The 17,221-nt window shown below is 37.5% G+C and carries 15 protein-coding genes; 2 read left to right on the top strand and 13 right to left on the bottom strand.

The window, feature by feature from the left end; genetic code table 11:
* Positions 1-113: 113 nt before the first annotated feature.
* Together parC and parE are read right to left on the bottom strand one after the other, a co-directional pair.
* On the bottom strand, positions 114-2,567 hold the full coding sequence (gene parC / locus JF76_RS04945; RefSeq protein WP_045928066.1) for a DNA topoisomerase IV subunit A: 2,454 nt from the start codon (positions 2,565-2,567) through the stop codon (positions 114-116).
* Positions 2,568-2,582: 15 nt separating this feature from the next.
* Positions 2,583-4,541, bottom strand: a complete 1,959-nt coding sequence (gene parE, locus JF76_RS04940) for a DNA topoisomerase IV subunit B (protein ID WP_045928065.1) — start codon at positions 4,539-4,541, stop codon at positions 2,583-2,585.
* A gap of 96 nt (positions 4,542-4,637) precedes the next feature.
* On the opposite strand from parE, the gene plsY reads away from it, so the two are divergent.
* The gene (gene plsY / locus JF76_RS04935) at positions 4,638-5,273 is read left to right on the top strand and encodes a glycerol-3-phosphate 1-O-acyltransferase PlsY (protein ID WP_045928064.1); all 636 of its coding nucleotides are present in this window, start codon (positions 4,638-4,640) and stop codon (positions 5,271-5,273) included.
* 160 nt (positions 5,274-5,433) lie between these two features.
* Here the strand turns inward: plsY and JF76_RS04930 are convergent, their stop codons facing one another.
* The 11 genes from JF76_RS04930 to JF76_RS04880 all read right to left on the bottom strand — a co-directional run bounded on the left by JF76_RS04930 (position 5,434) and on the right by JF76_RS04880 (position 16,434).
* Positions 5,434-6,324, bottom strand: coding sequence for an aldose 1-epimerase family protein (locus tag JF76_RS04930; RefSeq protein WP_045928063.1), 891 nt, complete (start codon positions 6,322-6,324; stop codon positions 5,434-5,436).
* Positions 6,325-6,342: 18 nt separating this feature from the next.
* The gene (hslU, locus tag JF76_RS04925; protein ID WP_045928062.1) at positions 6,343-7,752 is read right to left on the bottom strand and encodes an ATP-dependent protease ATPase subunit HslU; all 1,410 of its coding nucleotides are present in this window, start codon (positions 7,750-7,752) and stop codon (positions 6,343-6,345) included.
* A gap of 21 nt (positions 7,753-7,773) precedes the next feature.
* Positions 7,774-8,298, bottom strand: coding sequence for an HslVU peptidase proteolytic subunit (hslV, locus tag JF76_RS04920; protein WP_045928061.1), 525 nt, complete (start codon positions 8,296-8,298; stop codon positions 7,774-7,776).
* Positions 8,295-9,224: a tyrosine recombinase XerC gene (gene xerC, locus JF76_RS04915; protein ID WP_045928060.1), complete on the bottom strand. Its 930-nt coding sequence runs from the start codon at positions 9,222-9,224 to the stop codon at positions 8,295-8,297. Before xerC ends, hslV begins: the two co-directional genes overlap by 4 nt.
* A gap of 1 nt (position 9,225) precedes the next feature.
* The gene (gene trmFO / locus JF76_RS04910) at positions 9,226-10,542 is read right to left on the bottom strand and encodes a methylenetetrahydrofolate--tRNA-(uracil(54)-C(5))-methyltransferase (FADH(2)-oxidizing) TrmFO (protein ID WP_045928059.1); all 1,317 of its coding nucleotides are present in this window, start codon (positions 10,540-10,542) and stop codon (positions 9,226-9,228) included.
* A gap of 87 nt (positions 10,543-10,629) precedes the next feature.
* Entirely contained in the window at positions 10,630-12,741 is a 2,112-nt protein-coding gene (gene topA, locus JF76_RS04905; RefSeq protein WP_045928058.1) for a type I DNA topoisomerase, read from the bottom strand.
* Between the two features lie 59 nt (positions 12,742-12,800).
* Positions 12,801-13,652: a DNA-processing protein DprA gene (gene dprA / locus JF76_RS04900; protein WP_045928057.1), complete on the bottom strand. Its 852-nt coding sequence runs from the start codon at positions 13,650-13,652 to the stop codon at positions 12,801-12,803.
* A 44-nt stretch (positions 13,653-13,696) separates the two neighbouring features.
* Positions 13,697-14,452 carry a ribonuclease HII gene (locus tag JF76_RS04895; RefSeq protein WP_045928056.1) on the bottom strand — a complete coding sequence of 252 codons (756 nt, stop codon included), beginning with the start codon at positions 14,450-14,452 and terminating at the stop codon, positions 13,697-13,699.
* Positions 14,449-15,288, bottom strand: coding sequence for a ribosome biogenesis GTPase YlqF (gene ylqF / locus JF76_RS04890; protein WP_045928055.1), 840 nt, complete (start codon positions 15,286-15,288; stop codon positions 14,449-14,451). Before ylqF ends, JF76_RS04895 begins: the two co-directional genes overlap by 4 nt.
* 51 nt (positions 15,289-15,339) lie before the next feature.
* Positions 15,340-15,570 (bottom strand): YozE family protein, encoded by a 231-nt coding sequence (locus tag JF76_RS04885; protein WP_034979215.1) that lies wholly within the window; start codon positions 15,568-15,570, stop codon positions 15,340-15,342.
* Between the two features lie 3 nt (positions 15,571-15,573).
* The gene (locus tag JF76_RS04880) at positions 15,574-16,434 is read right to left on the bottom strand and encodes a DegV family protein (RefSeq protein ID WP_034979218.1); all 861 of its coding nucleotides are present in this window, start codon (positions 16,432-16,434) and stop codon (positions 15,574-15,576) included.
* Between the two features lie 120 nt (positions 16,435-16,554).
* Here JF76_RS04880 and trhA point away from each other — a divergent pair, with 120 nt between their 5' ends.
* Entirely contained in the window at positions 16,555-17,220 is a 666-nt protein-coding gene (gene trhA, locus JF76_RS04875; protein ID WP_045928054.1) for a PAQR family membrane homeostasis protein TrhA, read from the top strand.
* The last annotated feature ends 1 nt before the right edge of the window (position 17,221 follow it).

The raw sequence follows: 17,221 nt of genomic DNA, 5'->3' as shown, positions 1-17,221 counted from the left end.
ATATGGCTCTATTTATATGCTATTATCAATCAAAAACCCTTTTGTGTCAAAGTAATATTTAAATCTGTTGAAGCCCTTCCATAAATTATTAATATCATTAAATAAATAAAAATTTATTCTGCTCTTAAAGGCCTTCCCAATTTTATATTAACTGGATGACCGTCACTTGTCGTATCTAATACAAAAGAACCATTAGAATATCTGTCACCCAAAGGATAATCACAAGTCGAAATCTTTATATGCCGTCTACTTGTTGTTGTTATCAGCAGGGTATGGTCTTGGCCATACGAAGTAACAGCAGCAACACGGTGCGGCTTAGTTTTAAGTTCCCTTAAAACTAATACTCCTCGTTTGGCACGGGATACTTTATTGACTAGCCCAGCCCTAAACTGCTTAAAAGCTCCTCTTTGTGTAATAATACCTATGCGAATTAAATTAAGATAATCAGGATTTATGACTATATACGAAACCACATAGTCTTCATCCTTTAAATTCACAGATTTGACTCCAAACGATTTGGCACCAGATGCAGGAATTTCAGTCAAATCATAGCGGACAGCATAAGCTTTATGCGTAAATAAAATAATCTCTTTATTACTTTCAGGTTTTACTAAATCAACACGAACAACCTTACTGTCTGTTTTTTTCATTTTCATTGCAGTAATTGCGCGTGAACGGTAAGTTCTAGTAGGCTGGAGATTACTTAGTTCCAATTGTTTTATATAACCATCATTAGTTGCCATTAAAAAGTTTAGTTTTTGGTTTAATTGTTCAAAATCAAAGACGCGAATGATGTTCTCATTCTCGCTTAAGCCAATTTCCTGAGACAAATGCTGACCGGTTTCTTTCCACTTCGTTTCGACTAATTCATTTACTGGTCTAAAAATGACATTACCACGGTCAGTGAATAAATATAAATTAGTTAACGTTGACAGAGTCTTTTCGAATACAACGTCATCCCCACTCGGCAAACCATTATCCTCATCATCACTAGATTGCCAGGAACGAATAGATGACCTCTTTAAGTAACCATCACGACTGATTAAAACACGTACTTGCTCATCTGCCACTAATGCTTTTTCATCAATTTGAATCTTAGCGGTTTCAGATGAAATTTCAGTGCGCCGTGGATTGCCAAATTCCTTCTTAACTGTCGTTAATTCCTTAATTATTTCTTTATCTAAGATCTTTTTATTAGACAAAAGTTCTTTAAAACGAGCTATTTTTTCGTTTAGTTCGCTTTGCTCTTTAACCAAAGCATCAACGTCAGTGTTAGTTAATCTATATAGCTGTAAAGACACAATTGCTTCTGCTTGCCGTGCAGTAAACTTGAACTTATCTGATATATTTTTCTTTGCCTCTGCTTTATTTTTAGAAGCTCGAATTACCTTAATTACATTGTCCAAAATATCCATGGCGTGAATCAAACCCTGAATAATTTCCAGACGCTCTTCAGCTTTATTTAAATCAAATTTGGTTCTCTTGATTACTACATCTTTTTCATGTTCTAAGTACGAAGACAATATATGCTTTAAACCAACTTGCATGGGAGTCATATGATCAATGGCAACCATATTAAAGTTATAGGAAACTTGCAATTCAGTATTCTTGAATAAATAATTCAGAATATTTTGTGCATCAGCACCCTTTTTTAACTCTACTACGATTGATAAACCATGACGGTCAGTTTCATCACGCACTTCCGCTATACCATCAATCTCTCTGTTTAAGCGGATCTCATCCATCTTTTTTACTAACAAAGCTTTATTAACAGCAAAAGGAATCTCAGTAATAACAATTTCTTCGCGATGGCCTCTAATTTCCTGAATTGAACTTTTTGCTCTTACCTGAATGCGTCCTCGACCCGTTTCATAGGCTTCACGTAATCCTTTTTGTCCTAAAACAATGGCACCTGTAGGAAAATCAGGACCTTTAACAAAATGCATTAAATCATCTAGTTTAGCATCGGGATTTTTAAGTAAATAAATAGTAGCATCAATTACTTCTGCTAAGTTATGCGGTGGAATCTCGGTAGCGTAACCAGCCGAAATACCTGTAGAACCATTAACTAATAAATTAGGAAACCGAACTGGTAAAACCGTTGGCTCATACTCAGTATCATCGAAGTTCAAAACCATGTTGACTGTATCTTTATCAATATCTTGCAGTAACATGTTGGAAATCTTGCTTAAACGTGATTCGGTATAACGCATTGCAGCGGGACCATCGCCATCCATTGAACCATTGTTACCGTGCATTTCAATTAGTGGTTCGCGCATTTTCCAGTCTTGAGAAAGGTGAACCAGGGCACCATAAATGGAACTGTCACCGTGGGGATGAAAATTACCCATGATATTACCCACCGCTTTAGCCGCCTTTTTGAATGGCTTGTCATATGTATTATTATCTTGAAACATAGCGTAAAGGATTCTTCTTTGCACTGGTTTCAAACCATCACGAATATCTGGCAAGGCACGCTCTTGGATAATATATTTGGAATATCTGCCAAATCGCTCACCCATGACTTGCTCAAGGGGCATTTCACGAATTCGTTCTTTTGTAGCCATTAATTAAAAACCTCTTTATTCATTTTCTTCTTCCAGGATTGAAACATTATCCCCTAATCTGAACTTAACGTTTTCTTCAATCCACTTTCGCCTTGCACCTGCTTTGTCACCCATTAATGTGGTCACACGGCGCTCAGCCAAGGCAGCATCGTCAATTTTTACCCGAATAAGCAGCCTTGTTTCTGGATCCATTGTTGTTCGCCACAACTGTTCAGCATTCATCTCTCCCAGACCTTTGAACCGTTGTAAAGCATAACCACGACCCATTTTCTTTTCATCGGCAGCAAGTTCTTCATCAGTCCAGGAGTACTTTACCTGAGCCTTTTTGCCGCGACCTTTTTGCAAGCGATAAAGAGGAGGTAAAGCGATATAAACTTTACCATGTTCAATCATTGGCCTCATATAACGATAGAAAAAGGTTAATAACAAAATCTGAATATGGGCACCATCATCATCGGCATCCGTCATGATGATTACTTTATCGTAATTTGAATCTTCTACTTTAAATTCAGCACCTACTCCAGCACCAATGGTGTAAATCATGGTGTTAATTTCTTCATTTTTAAATATGTCCTGCAATTTTGCTTTTTGGGTGTTTAAAACTTTCCCCCGTAAAGGTAATATTGCCTGGAACTTACGATCTCGTCCCTGCTTTGCGGAACCACCAGCAGAGTCCCCCTCAACCAGAAAAAGTTCATTCTTTTTTGGATTACGAGACTGCGCCGGTGTTAGTTTACCAGACAGGACTTCTTTTTTATGGCGTTTTTTGCCATTTCTACTCTCGTTACGAGCCTTTTTCGCAGCTTCACGAGCATCCCTTGCTCTTTGTGCTTTTTTCACCAGCTCTTGTGCCAGTTCACCTTTTTCCATTAGGTAATATGACATTTTTTCATAAACAATTGCATCAACAACTGATCTAGCTTGAGGAGTTCCCAGTTTGCCCTTGGTCTGCCCTTCAAACTCTAATAGCTCTTCTGGAATTTTAACTGATAAAACAGCGCTTAAACCTTCACGGTAATCAGAGCCATCAATATTTTTGTCTTTCTTACCTAACAGTCCTTGTTTTTTGGCATAATCATTAAAAGCACGAGTAAAGCCACTTCGTGCACCTACTTCATGACTGCCACCATCTGATGTACGCACATTATTTACAAAAGAAACCAAGTTTTCGGAATAACTGTCACTATATTGTCCGCTAAACTCAACCTCAATTTCGTCCTGTTTACCGGAAAAATAAAAAATATCGCTTAAAGTATCTTTACCTTCATTCAGATAGGATACAAAAGCTTTAATACCATCATCATATTTAAAATCATCATGATGTTGGGGATCACGCTCATCTACTAAGACAAAGCGCACACCTTTAAGCAAGAAAGCTGATTCACGTATGCGTTCTTGAATAGTTTCATATTTATATTTAATAGTCGAAAAAATTTTTTCATCTGGTTTAAAAGTAATGGTGGTACCAGTAGGTTCCTTAGTTTTACCTAAGCGCTTCAATGTACCAACGGGATGACCACCATCTTTAAACTCTTCTTCGTATGCAATTCCATCCCGTATAACTTTAACATCCATATAACTGGAAAGAGCATTAACGACAGAGGAACCTACTCCATGAAGTCCGCCAGAAGTCTTATAATTTTGTTCGGTAAATTTACCACCAGCATGCAAGACAGTCAAGATAACTTCAATTGTAGGCTTACCAGATTTATGCATGCCTGTAGGCATCCCACGACCAAAATCACGTACCGTCACACTGTTATCTTTATGAATCGTTACGTCAATTTCTTTACCAAATCCGGCCATTGCCTCATCTACTGAATTATCTACAATTTCATAGACAAGCTGATTAAGACCATGAACATCAGTTGATCCAATATACATACCTGGCCTTTTCCGCACAGCTTCCAGACCATGAAGAATCTGAATTGATGAGTCATCATAAGAATTTGTTTTTTTACTTGTTTTAGTCAAATAGACTCCTCCAGTTAAAAATCATTTATTATTTTAATCCTCATACTTTGTAAACTCTGATAAAATAGCATTAGACTTTAAGAGAGCAGGATATACATGATAAATTTAAATTTAATTCTGATATTTATTCTAGCATATTTAATAGGTTCGTTTCCTACTGGCGTGATCGTTGGCAAGGTATTTTTTGCAGAAGATATTAGAAATTATGGCTCTGGCAATATCGGAACCACTAACTCTTTTCGCGTTTTTGGACCATTTGCAGGCAGTGTGGTTCTCATTGTTGATGTCCTCAAGGGAACGTTAGCCACAAATTTGCCTAGAATTTTTCATATCAATGCCCCTAAATATTTTTTGTTAATTTCAGGGGGATTAGCCATCCTGGGACACACATGTTCCATCTTTCTAAAATTTAAAGGTGGTAAGGCTGTAGCAACTAGTGCCGGGCTTTTCTTGGGCTATAACCTAAAATTCTTTGGCGTCTGTGCTCTCATTTTCTTACCATTGGTTTTTATCACGTCTTATGTCAGTCTGTCCAGTTTAATTGCAGTTGTCTTAATATTCATTGTAACTTTCTTCTTTCACGATATTTATCTTGAAATTATCGTGGGCTGCATCATGATTATCTTATTTATTCGTCACAGAAGCAATATTAAACGATTATTGCACCATCAAGAGAATATCATTCCCTTTGGTTTATGGTACTGGTATAAGAAAAGACACCATAAATTATGATTGTATATCAGATAAGTATGGCTAGCGATTTCAGCTAGCTATTTTATTATAGACATAAGAACATTAGTTCGCAAGAAAGCTTTTGCTTGAGTTAACAGGGAACTGTAAAAAAAGAAAGCCTCGAGGCTTTCTTTTCAACCTAAATAATTTATTTTTATACTCATTCATCTTGATCATGAAAAGCCATACTAAAACCAGCCGTAAAAGTGCCACCAGCTTCAAGGTGATTCATGCCGTATTTTTCTTCTAATTTTTGATTAGTGTCACTGCGGTCAGCTATGCCCCACCAGGGTTCAATACAGACATAATCTGCAGACTTAGGATATTGGGACCACACACCTACAAAAGGAGCATCCCTTAACCAAACATTTACATGAAAATTATTGGCATCTGTTCTTAAAGATACTCGGTTGTCGTGTCCACGCATTTGAAAAATCAAAGCATCATCTTTAAACAGATGATCACTCAGGGTAATCAAACTATTGGTCGAGGCCAGAGATCGATTAGGCCAGTCTAAAAATGCTCCTTTAAGAGGAATACGAACGCGCGCACGAGAAGGCTTAGTACTGAAGTAAAAATCTTCCTTAGACAAAGTCTTGCTTGTGGGAATGTTAAATCCGGGATGTCCACCAATGCCAAAAATCATTTCACCATCTGACTTATTAATGACAGAAAAATTCTCTTCCAGCAGATTATTAAGCAAGTTATAGTTCACACGCAATTCAAATTTGAATGGATAAACTTCCCTGGTTTCTGCAGAATCCGTCAGTAAAAAAGTGATGCTTTCCTCTGTATGTCGTTCAACTTTAAACTCTAAATCACGTGCAAAGCCATGCTGAGATAAGTGGTATGTTTTCCCCTGATAAGTATATTCATCATCTTTAAGTTTCCCCACAATAGGAAAGAGTACAGGAGCATGTCTCTTCCAAACTTCAGGATCAGCTTGCCAAATATATTCATAACCGCTATGTAAACTTTTCACACTTTGAACTTCAGCACCTTTACTGGCAATTTTGACCTGTAAGATGCTATTTTTGATAGTGTAATCCATGCATAATCATCACCTTTGTTAAAGAATGAACTTAGTTAAATCTTTATTTGTTATTATATCACTAAGTTTTTCGTTAACGTACGCTTCAGTCACCGTAATTTCACCCATAGACATATCTGGACCTTCATACAAAACATCCTCCAGCAGCTTCTCAAGAATTGTTGACAATCTTCTGGCACCAATGTTATCAGTTCCCTGGTTTACGTCATATGCAATTTGAGCAATTCGATCAACTGCTTCTTGCGTAAAGACTAATTTGATTCCGTCAGCTTTCATCAAGGCTACATATTGTTCTAAAAGTGAATCTTCAGGATCCTTGAGAATCTTGACAAAATCGTCTTTTGTTAAAGCATTGAGTTCAACCCTAATTGGAAAACGGCCTTGCAATTCAGGAATTAAATCACTTGGCTTAGATTCAGAAAATGCTCCAGCAGCAATAAAAAGTATGTGATCAGTTGCTACAGGACCATATTTAGTTTGAACAGTAGAACCCTCTACAATTGGTAAAATATCTCTTTGCACACCTTCACGTGATACTTCACCAGAAGTTTTCTTATTGCCAGCAGTAATTTTATCAATTTCATCAATAAAAATAATACCGTTGTTTGCCGTACGCTCAATAGCTTTTTGATAAAGGGAGTCATAATCAATCATCTTGCGGGATTCTTGTTGAATTAAAACTTCCCGGGCATCTTTTACTGCCAATGTACGCTTAATTTTCTTTTTAGGAACCAAATCGTTAAGCATTGAACTCAAATCGATTCCCATTTGGCCCATCATATCACCCATTGGATTGACTTTGGGAGCCTGCTCAACGTTGATAGTGACTTCACGATTTTCAAGCAGGCCTTTGTTTAACTGCTCAGATACAGTAAGACGCTGATTGCGGACATCATCCGTTATTTCTTCCTGGTCTGCGTCAGAAGACTGATCATTGTTCTGACCTCCTGACATGAGCATTGACATCATATCTTGCCATTCCTGCATCTGATTTTTTCTTTTGTCCTGCTTGATTCCGGGAACAAGCAAACGTACTAAAATTTTATTGGCTTCTTTAGTTGCTTGAGTGCGAACACGGTCAAATTGATCTTTTTCTTCCATGCGCACTGCTTCATTTACCAAATCGCGCACCATTGATTCAACGTCACGACCAACATAACCAACTTCAGTAAATTTTGTAGCTTCGACTTTTACAAATGGCGCATTAACAATCGCTGCTAATCTTCTGGCAATTTCGGTTTTACCGACACCTGTGGGGCCTGCCATTAACAGGTTTTTAGGTGTGATATCTTCCTGCATTTTTTTTGGCAGCTGCATTCTGCGATAACGATTATAAAGAGCAACAGCAACTGCTTTTTTAGCTTCATCTTGACCTATAATGTATTCATTAAGTAAATTAACAATTTGCTTTGGTGTTTTTGTTTCCATACTATTTATCTGCCTCGTTTTTTACAATTCGTCAGTGATAATCTGATTATCAGTAAAAATATCAATTCCGGAAGCTATTTCAACAGCTTCATGAGCAATTTCGCTGGCACTCATATTGGACGAATGTCTGGTCATTGCAATGGCTGCAGCCTGCGCAAAGTTCCCACCAGAACCAATTGCAACTACATTTTCATCTGGTTCAAGCACTTCACCATTGCCAGAAATTAATAAAAGATCTTTTTCATTAAAAGCAATAAGCATTGCCTCCAGTTTTTGCAGGGTGGCATCTTTGCGCCAGGCTTGAGCCATTTCCACAGCAGCTCTGCGCAAATCACCCCCAAAAGCTTCCAATTTACCTTCAAGCATATCTTGCAAACTGACTGCATCGGCTACGCCTCCAGCAAAACCAATTACTACCTGATCATGATAAATTCGTCTAATCTTTTTAGCGGTAGATTTTGCAATTACTTTTTCACCCAGGGTTACCTGTCCATCTCCTGCAATTGCAGTTTTACCATTAAATTTTACTGAACATATTGTTGTCATTTTTTTGCCTCATCTTTCTTATCATTGCGAGTGAAGTATTTTTCATAATTTGCCTGTAAGTTGCTCATAGTCACGTGAGTGTATATTTGTGTGGTAGATAAATTGTCATGACCCAAAAGTTCCTGTACACTGCGTAAATCTGCGCCGTTATTCAACATTGCCGTAGCAAATGAATGTCGCAATTCGTGCGGGTGTACCTTACCATTAATGCCAGCCTTATTAAAAACCCTTTGCATAATATACTCGATGCCACGATCCGTTAATGGTTTGCCTTTATTATTTAAAAAGACATAATCTGAACTGTCATCACCTTTTACAAGTTGATCGCGACCATTTTCCCAATAATTAACTAACGCGGCTTTAGTTTTATCATCAAACGCAACGTATCTGTCTTTATTACCTTTACCGTGTACCAGAATTATCTTTAAATCTAAATCTACTTGCTTTCTTGTTAAGTTGCTTACTTCGCTAACCCTCATCCCAGTAGTATAAAACAATTCAATTAATGCTAAATTACGTAAAGTCAAGGGTTCATTTCCACTTAAAGAGTCAAATACTTGTTTCATTTCTGGTGCATAAAAAAACTGGGGTAACTTTCGTTCTTTAGTGCGCAAAACAATTGTTTGCGCTGGATCTATTTTAACAATTTTTCGTCTAGTTAAAAAGTGATAAAACGACCTGAGGCTAGACATTTTACGCGACTGCGTCGAACGCGCTAATTTGCGTTCTGTTAAGTTTTGTAAAAAAATTTCAACATCACGTCTGTTTATTTTTGACCAACCATTAAAGCCGCCATTTTCCTGCCAAAATTTTTTTGCTTCCAGCAAATCCGTTTGATAAGACATTATTGTTTTGGGACTATATTGACGTTCAATACGCAAATATGAGGTAAACAGCTTTATCAGTTTGTCTTTTCCAGCATCCATCTTAATGCAGCACTTCCTGTTGAAATTCCTTAAGACATTCTAGACCGCGTTGGCTGATTTTTAAGTGGCGCTCTTTCTTGTTGCGCACTTTGGAACCTTCAAGTCCCGGAATTAATGCAAAACTGGCATTCATAGGTTGAAAATGCTTGATGTCAGCAGTAGTTACGTAATTAGCCATTGATCCTAAAGCTGTTAGTTTAGGAAAAGCAACCGGTTCTTGTCCACTTGCTCTTCTAGCAGCGTTAATCCCTGAAACCAGACCACTGCCAGCACTTTCAACATATCCTTCGACTCCAGTCACTTGTCCTGCAAAGAATAGACCTGGCTGCTTTTTTGCTTCATATGAGGCAGATAATACAGCTGGAGAAGCCATATACGTGTTGCGATGCATTTTGCCATACCTGATAAAACGAGCATGAGCAAGACCTGGAATCATGGCAAAAACTCGTTTTTGTTCACCATATTTTAGGTGAGTCTGGAAGCCGACGATATTATACATCGAGGCTACAGCATTATCTTGTCTAAGCTGAACAACAGCATAAGGAGTTTTTCCAGTAGCTGGGTTTTCCAGTCCTACAGGTTTAAGGGGACCAAAAAGCATGGTTTTCATGCCTCTTTTCGCCATCACTTCAATCGGCATACAGCCCTCAAAAACCTCACTATTTTCAAAGCTGTGTACTTCTGCAGTTTCTGCACTAATCAATTCTTGAGCAAAGTTTTCATATTCTTGCTTTGTCATAGGACAATTTAAATATGCAGCTTCACCTTTGTCATAACGAGATTTTTTATAGACGATATCCATATCAATCGAATCAGCAGCAATTATAGGTGCCGCTGCATCAAAAAAATGCAGGCTTTCATTGCCTGAAAATTTTTGTATCTCTTCAGCCAGTTTATCACTTGTCAAGGGACCAGTAGCAATAATTGCAATACAATCTTGCGGAATCTGGGTAATCTCTTCATTATGAAAATTAATATTTGGCAGAGCCAGCAGCTTGCTTGTGACATAATCACTGAACTGCTCTCTGTCAACTGCTAATGCTCCACCAGCAGGTACCTGGGAATGATCAGCAGCTGCCATAATAAGCGAATCAAGCTGACGCATTTCTTCTTTTAATAAACCTACAGCATTAGATAACTGATTTGAACGCATTGAGTTTGTGCACACCAATTCAGCCAGCTTGTCTGTTTTATGCGCCGGGGTCATTTTTTTAGGACGCATTTCGTAAAAATCGACAGCAATTCCACGCTTTGCTAGTTGCCAGGCTGCCTCACTTCCGGCCAGACCGCCTCCAATTACAGTTACTTTTTCTGGCATATGATCATATTCCTTTACTAAAATTATTTTACTTTATATACAAGAATATCATCAAATCATGACTGATCTGATGATATTAACATAAATTTAACTTTCTACAGTATCTTTTTCAGCACTTGTTTCTTCTTTATAATCGCCATTTGGACAAAGAACAACAGGTCCTTTTTTATTTCTTTTTTCAACTAGAAAATGACCACAGTTAGGACAATTGCGGTTAATAGGCTTGTCCCAAGAAACAAAGTCACAATCAGGGTAACGTGAACAGCCATAAAACTTGCGGTTACGCTTTGATTTTTTCTCAATCACGTCACCTTTGCCGCATTTCGGACAAATAACGCCAACCTTTTTTACAATTGCCTTTGTATTGCGACAATCTGGGAAACGTGAGCAGGCGTAAAATTTACCATAGCGTCCCATTTTAATAACCATCGGCGCACCACAGATATCACAATTGAAACCGGCAGGCTCATCTTTTATTTGCACCTTTTTGATATCAGCGTCAGCTTTATCCAGCTCTTTTTTAAAGGGATGATAATAATCATCAATTACTTTGACCCAATTTTTCTTGCCCTCTTCAATTCCGTCAAGGTCATTTTCCAGTTGCGCTGTAAAGTCGATGTTGACAATATCAGGGAAAAATTTTTCGATCAAATTATCGACAATCTCGCCTAGCTCTGTGGGAACGATAGATTTACCATCTAATTTAACGTAGTAGCGTCGCTGGATAGTATCAATTGTCGGTGCATAGGTTGAAGGACGACCAACACCATTTTCTTCTAATGAATGAACTAAGCTGGCCTCTGTGTATCTGGCAGGTGGCATAGTGAAATGCTGCTTATTATCAGACTTGGCTAACTTAACTTTATCTCCCTCGTTTAATTCAGGTAATTCAACATTTTTTTCCTGTTGATTATCATAAACTTTGGTAAAGCCGGCAAATTTCATTTTCGAGCCCGTAGTTCTGAATATTACCCCATTTTGCGTAATATCAGCTCTTACTGTGTCATAAACAGCTGGAGTCATCTCACTGGCTAAAAATCTGGACCAAATCAATTTATACAAACGATATTGTTCAGTAGTTAAAACAGATTTGAGAGACTCTGGAGTTCGATAAACACTGGTTGGCCTGATAGCTTCATGGGCATCTTGAGCATCCTCTTGGTTTTTGAAATGGCGTGCTCCTTTAGCGGCATATTCTTTGCCATAATTTTCATTTAAAAACTTAGAGGCTTCCGCCTGTGCAATTGGGGATGTCCGTTTAGAATCAGTTCTCATATAGGTAATCAAACCGACTGTACCCTGTTTACCCAGGCTAATGCCTTCATAAAGCTGCTGGGCAATGCTCATTGTTCTTCTGGTACGATAATTCAGACGTTTATTTGCTTCCTGCTGCATTGTCGAAGTTGTAAAGGGAGCGGCAGGCTGACGTCGACGCTCACGTTTAACAACATTTGCGACTTGAAAGTTTTTCTTTTTATCAATTTTAGCCAAAACTTTTTTGACAGAATCATTATCAGGTAAATCAGTTTTTTTGCCGTTAATACCCCAAAACTGACCATTAAAAGTCTTTCTTAATTTTTTGAATTCTGCATCAATAGTCCAATATTCCTGTGGCTTAAAGTTCTTGATTTCCTTTTCACGATCAATTACCAGCTTTAATGCGACTGACTGAACACGTCCAGCACTCAATCCCTTTTTGACTTTTTCCCACAAAATAGGAGATAGTGAATAGCCAACAATTCTGTCCAGAATACGGCGAGCTTGTTGAGCATTGACAGTGTCCATATCAATTGTTCTCGGATTTTTAAAGCTATTTTTGACAGCGTCCTTGGTTACCTCATTAAATGTGACCCGATTTTTGTCTTTTTGATCCAAGTCAAGTACATGAGCAACATGCCACGCAATTGCTTCACCTTCACGATCCGGGTCAGACGCTAAATATACATTCTTGGCTTTTTTAGCTTCAGACTTTAGTTCCTTAATAGTATCGCCCTTACCTCTAATAGAAATATATTTTGGCTTATAGTTATTGTCAAAATCGATTCCCATTTGTGACTTGGGCAAGTCACGAATATGACCTTTTGAAGCAATTACACGATAATTACGTCCTAAATATTTTTCAATTGTTTTAGCCTTAGCCGGAGACTCAACTATTACTAGTGTCTTCTTACGTTTCTTTGGCTTAGATTTAGTAGGCATCAAAAGCCTCCTCATTAAATTCTTTTTTAAATACTCATTGAGAATAGAATATTTAACTACTAATTGTCAAATCTTTCAAGTCGCAAATCAAAATCAGTGATTGGATATGCACCTGCTTGAATAAGTTCATTGGGTCCTTGAGACAGCTCACTGGTAATTGGACCAGGTAAAGCGTAAATATCACGATTCTCTTGTAAAGCTAAGTTTGCTGTAATCAGAGAACCTGACTTCTGCTTTGCCTCAGTAACAATTACACTTTCAGCTATCCCAGCCAAAATTCTGTTTCGTTGGGGAAATCTATAAGGTCTTGGTGGAGTGTCAGGTAGATATTCACTCACTAGTAAACCTTTTTGAGCAATTTCTTCCTGCACCTGCTGATTTATCGAAGGATAAAAATAATTTAAACCATTACCCACCACTGCAATTGTTTGTCCATTAAATTTCAGTGCTGCGTTATGTGCCATAACATCGACACCCTTAGCCAATCCACTGGCAATAATAAAGTCATCTTTTATTAAATTGGGCACAATTTTATTCAAAACTAAGCCACTGTAACCAGTGGCTTGACGTGAACCAACAATTGTAACAATTCTTTTCTGAAGTAAATTCAAATTTCCTTGTAAAAACAAAATTAAAGGTGGCTGATATATTTGACGTAGTTTTTCGGGATATTCTTTATCAAAAAAACTGATAACCTGACATTGTTTTTCTATTCTTCTGATCATTTTATCCGCATAAATATCATTATAAGCATTTAGACAGACTTTTATCAAATTACTTGTCAAATTTAAGTTTTTAATAGTCTGAATGTCAACATCAGCAACTTTTAACTGGCTCGCAACACGTAACATCTTAACATATCCGATGCCTTTTTGTAATTTCAAGCGCAAGAGAAAATTGGTAGTCTTCATAAAAAACCTCCTAAATACAAATACGTAAAAAGGAGGCATATTTTTTATTTATAAAAAGAATTCACTGGTGCAAAAGTTTTACGATGAATTGGCGTTGGACCAAATTTTTCAAGTGCTTGAAGATGAGCCTGAGTGCCATAGCCAGCATTTTCATCAAAATGATATTCAGGGTAAATTTTGGCGTAGTCAGCCATCAATTTATCCCTGAATACTTTGGCAACAATGGAAGCAGCAGCAATAGAATTGGATTTTGAGTCGCCCTTTATTAACCGAACCTGCGGCAATTTAACCGGTACTTGCATAGCATCAACCAGCAAAGCATCAGGTTTGACGTCTAAATTCATTACAGCTTCAGCCATTGCTAAACGGTCTGCTTCATAAATATTTATTTCATCAATCACTTGCGAGCTTTTTATGCCAACTGCCACACTAACCGCTTCCTTTAAAATTAAAGGGTATAATTCCAAGCGGCGACTGGCACTTAATTTCTTAGAGTCATTAACATCTGTCAAATCAAAATTGTCATCAATAATTACAGCAGCTGTCACAACAGGACCAGCTAATGGTCCTCTGCCAACTTCATCTACCCCTGCAACGATCTCCTGTTTGGCCCAAAAAGTTTTCTCATAGGCAAACCTTTTTGTGAATGCAGCCTTTTTCTTGGCTAATTTTTGCTGGCGATTATGATAACTAAGTAAGAGCTTTTGAACGCCTACACGAGTATCGTTTTCTAAAATACTCAAATCTTCTGGGTTGACCGGGCCTTTTGAAAGAAATTTTTTTATTTCACCAATTGTCATATCCGATCCAAAGTAACCCTTCCTATTTTTCCTTTACGTAAACGCTGCAGTAGGTACATAGAGAAACGATCATAATCGTCACGCATGCCATATTCTTCCGTTAGTGCCAGTAACAGATCAGTATCATTAATGTTTTGAATTTCTTCTTTGGAAGTTCTAGCAAATTTGATTAAATCATTCAAATAGTGCTTGCGTAACTTTGCTAATAAAAATAAAGCAACATCATCAGCGCTAAAAACAGTATCCTTAATCGCCCCAAGCGCGGCAAGCTTTAATCCAACTGTTTGATCCTCAAATTTAGGCCACAAAATGCCAGGTGTATCTAAAATTTGAATATTATCCGCAGTTTTGAGCCAATTTTGCCCCTTGGTTACTCCCGGTTTATTACCAACCTGAGTGACATTGCGACCAACAAGACGATTAATAATTGTGGACTTGCCGCAATTGGGGATACCAGCAATTGCAACTCGGATAACAGGGCTTGATGCACCTTTTTGTTGTAATTTTTCAATTTTCGCTGCAGCAGCTTTTTTGATCATCTTCACGAGCACTTGCATATTGGTATTATGAAGAGAATCCAGAGCCATCACAAACTTTCCTTTAGTGGTAAACTTTTTCTGCCACCTTTTAGTCATCACTGGATCTGCCAAATCAGCTTTATTTAGAATAATCAAATGTGGTTTACTGCCTACAAGTTTTTCGATCATTGGGTTACGTGATGATTGAGGAATTCGTGCATCTAAAACTTCTACAATGACATCAATTAAATTCATTTTATCTTCAAGTTGATTCCGAGCTTTATTCATATGCCCTGGATACCACTGAATATTAACCATTTTTTGCCTTTCTTACGCGAAAAGGGCTCCATAGCAATTAGGAGCCCTAATTTAATACGTCATCTTTTCACGATACATTTGATATGCTTTGTCAAAAATGCTCATGCTTGGTAAATAACCACCATTAAGCTCAAGATAATCAGATAATTTTTCATAATTTTGCTCTTGCTTGGGAAAAGTCTGATCATTTTGTGCATTATTTGCAAACTGCGCAACTTCATCATTTGAATCAGCATTACGCTGTGTCATTAAATAGCGATAAAAGCTTTCTCTATATGCCAATTTTTACTCCGTGTAATACAAAACTGCGTATGCTCCCATCCCTGCATGCGTTGCAATAATAGGACTGGTTTCTCGCACTAAAACATCAATTTTAGAATTAATATCTTTAATTTTTTGGGCAAAATCGAGTAGCTTTTGCGGTGTGCTTCCCGTTGCAACATATGAGATGCCGACTTCCTTGATTTTTTCTTTGTTGGCCTCAATTTCATCTAAAATGCGTTTATCAAAAGCTAAAGAAAACTTCTTGCCTCTTCCTTTTTTTGCAATTTTCAAATGACCATTCGGCATTTGCAATTCAATGTGTATATTAAGCATGTTGACAATTTTACCAGCTAAAGGACCTAACCGTCCACCTTTAACCACATTTTCTAAATTGACAATAAGTAAATGCAAACGCTGAGTTTTTTTAATTTTTTCAATATGAGCCAAAATTTCAGGAATACTTTTGCCAGCGGCAATATCTCGCGCAGCTGCCAAAACCTGAAATCCTTCAGAACGATCAGTTAATTCAGAGTCAACTATATGTACCAGATCTGATTTACCAGTTAGCTTAACTGCCTGACGAGCTGCATCAATTGTGCCGCTTAATACCTTCGCCAAAAATATGCCAATGACTTCGCTACCATCTTTAGTTAATTCATTAATCGTATCAACCATGGTTCCAATAGGTGGTTGGCTCGTAGTTGGCAACTTTTTAGATTCACTCATTTTTTGGACAAATTGCTGTCTGGTTATTTCCACTCCGTCAAGATAAGTATCACCATCGATTGTGACCGATAAAGGCACAACGGTTATATGATATTTTTTAATTTCCTCCGGCGTTAACTGCGCGGAAGAATCAGTCAAAATTTTTATTTCTGACAACGTACTCGCCCTCAATTCTGATTTGATGTTCTCATTTATGATAGAATGTGAACTGTATTAATTATAATTATTATAGCAAAAAAACTAGCAAAAAAAAGAAAGCGAACAAACTGTTTCATTATGAAATTGCAAAAAATCTGGCAAGAACCTGAACAAAGATCCAAAACTTATTACATAGTAGATAATATCCTCAGTGCTGTCACGCATGGAATTGGTTTTTGCCTGGCAGTTGCCGGATTAGTACTTTTAATTATCAAAGCCGTTTCAACACATAGTCTATTAAGAATAGTTACTTTCACTATTTATGGCTCTTGTTTGCTTCTGCTTTATCTTTTCTCTACACTTTTCCATAGTCTCATCTTCACTCGGGCTCGCAATGTTTTTCAAATTTTTGATCATTCATCAATTTTTCTGCTAATTGCAGGATCATATACTCCCTTTTCCCTTGTAGCAATAGGTGGCAAATGGGGCATAATGTTATTTACTCTGGTTTGGATAATTGCGATATTTGGCATCATCTACTACATTTTTAATCGTGGCAAACACGTTATATTAGACACTATTTTATACGTTGCTATGGGCTGGCTGGTAATTTTAGCAGGTAATCATTTGTATGTACGACTCAGCCCCGTTGGGTTCTGGCTACTAGTTAGCGGAGGTGTAGCTTATACTGTTGGTGCACTATTATACACAATGAAAAGGATTCCCTTTATTCATGTGATTTGGCACCTGTTTGTCATTTTAGGATCAACTTTAATGTTTTTTTCTGTTCTTCTTTACGTCTAGG

The organism is Lactobacillus kullabergensis (assembly GCF_000967195.1).
Classification (GTDB): domain Bacteria; phylum Bacillota; class Bacilli; order Lactobacillales; family Lactobacillaceae; genus Lactobacillus; species Lactobacillus kullabergensis.
This window is presented reverse-complemented; position numbering and strand designations above follow the sequence as displayed.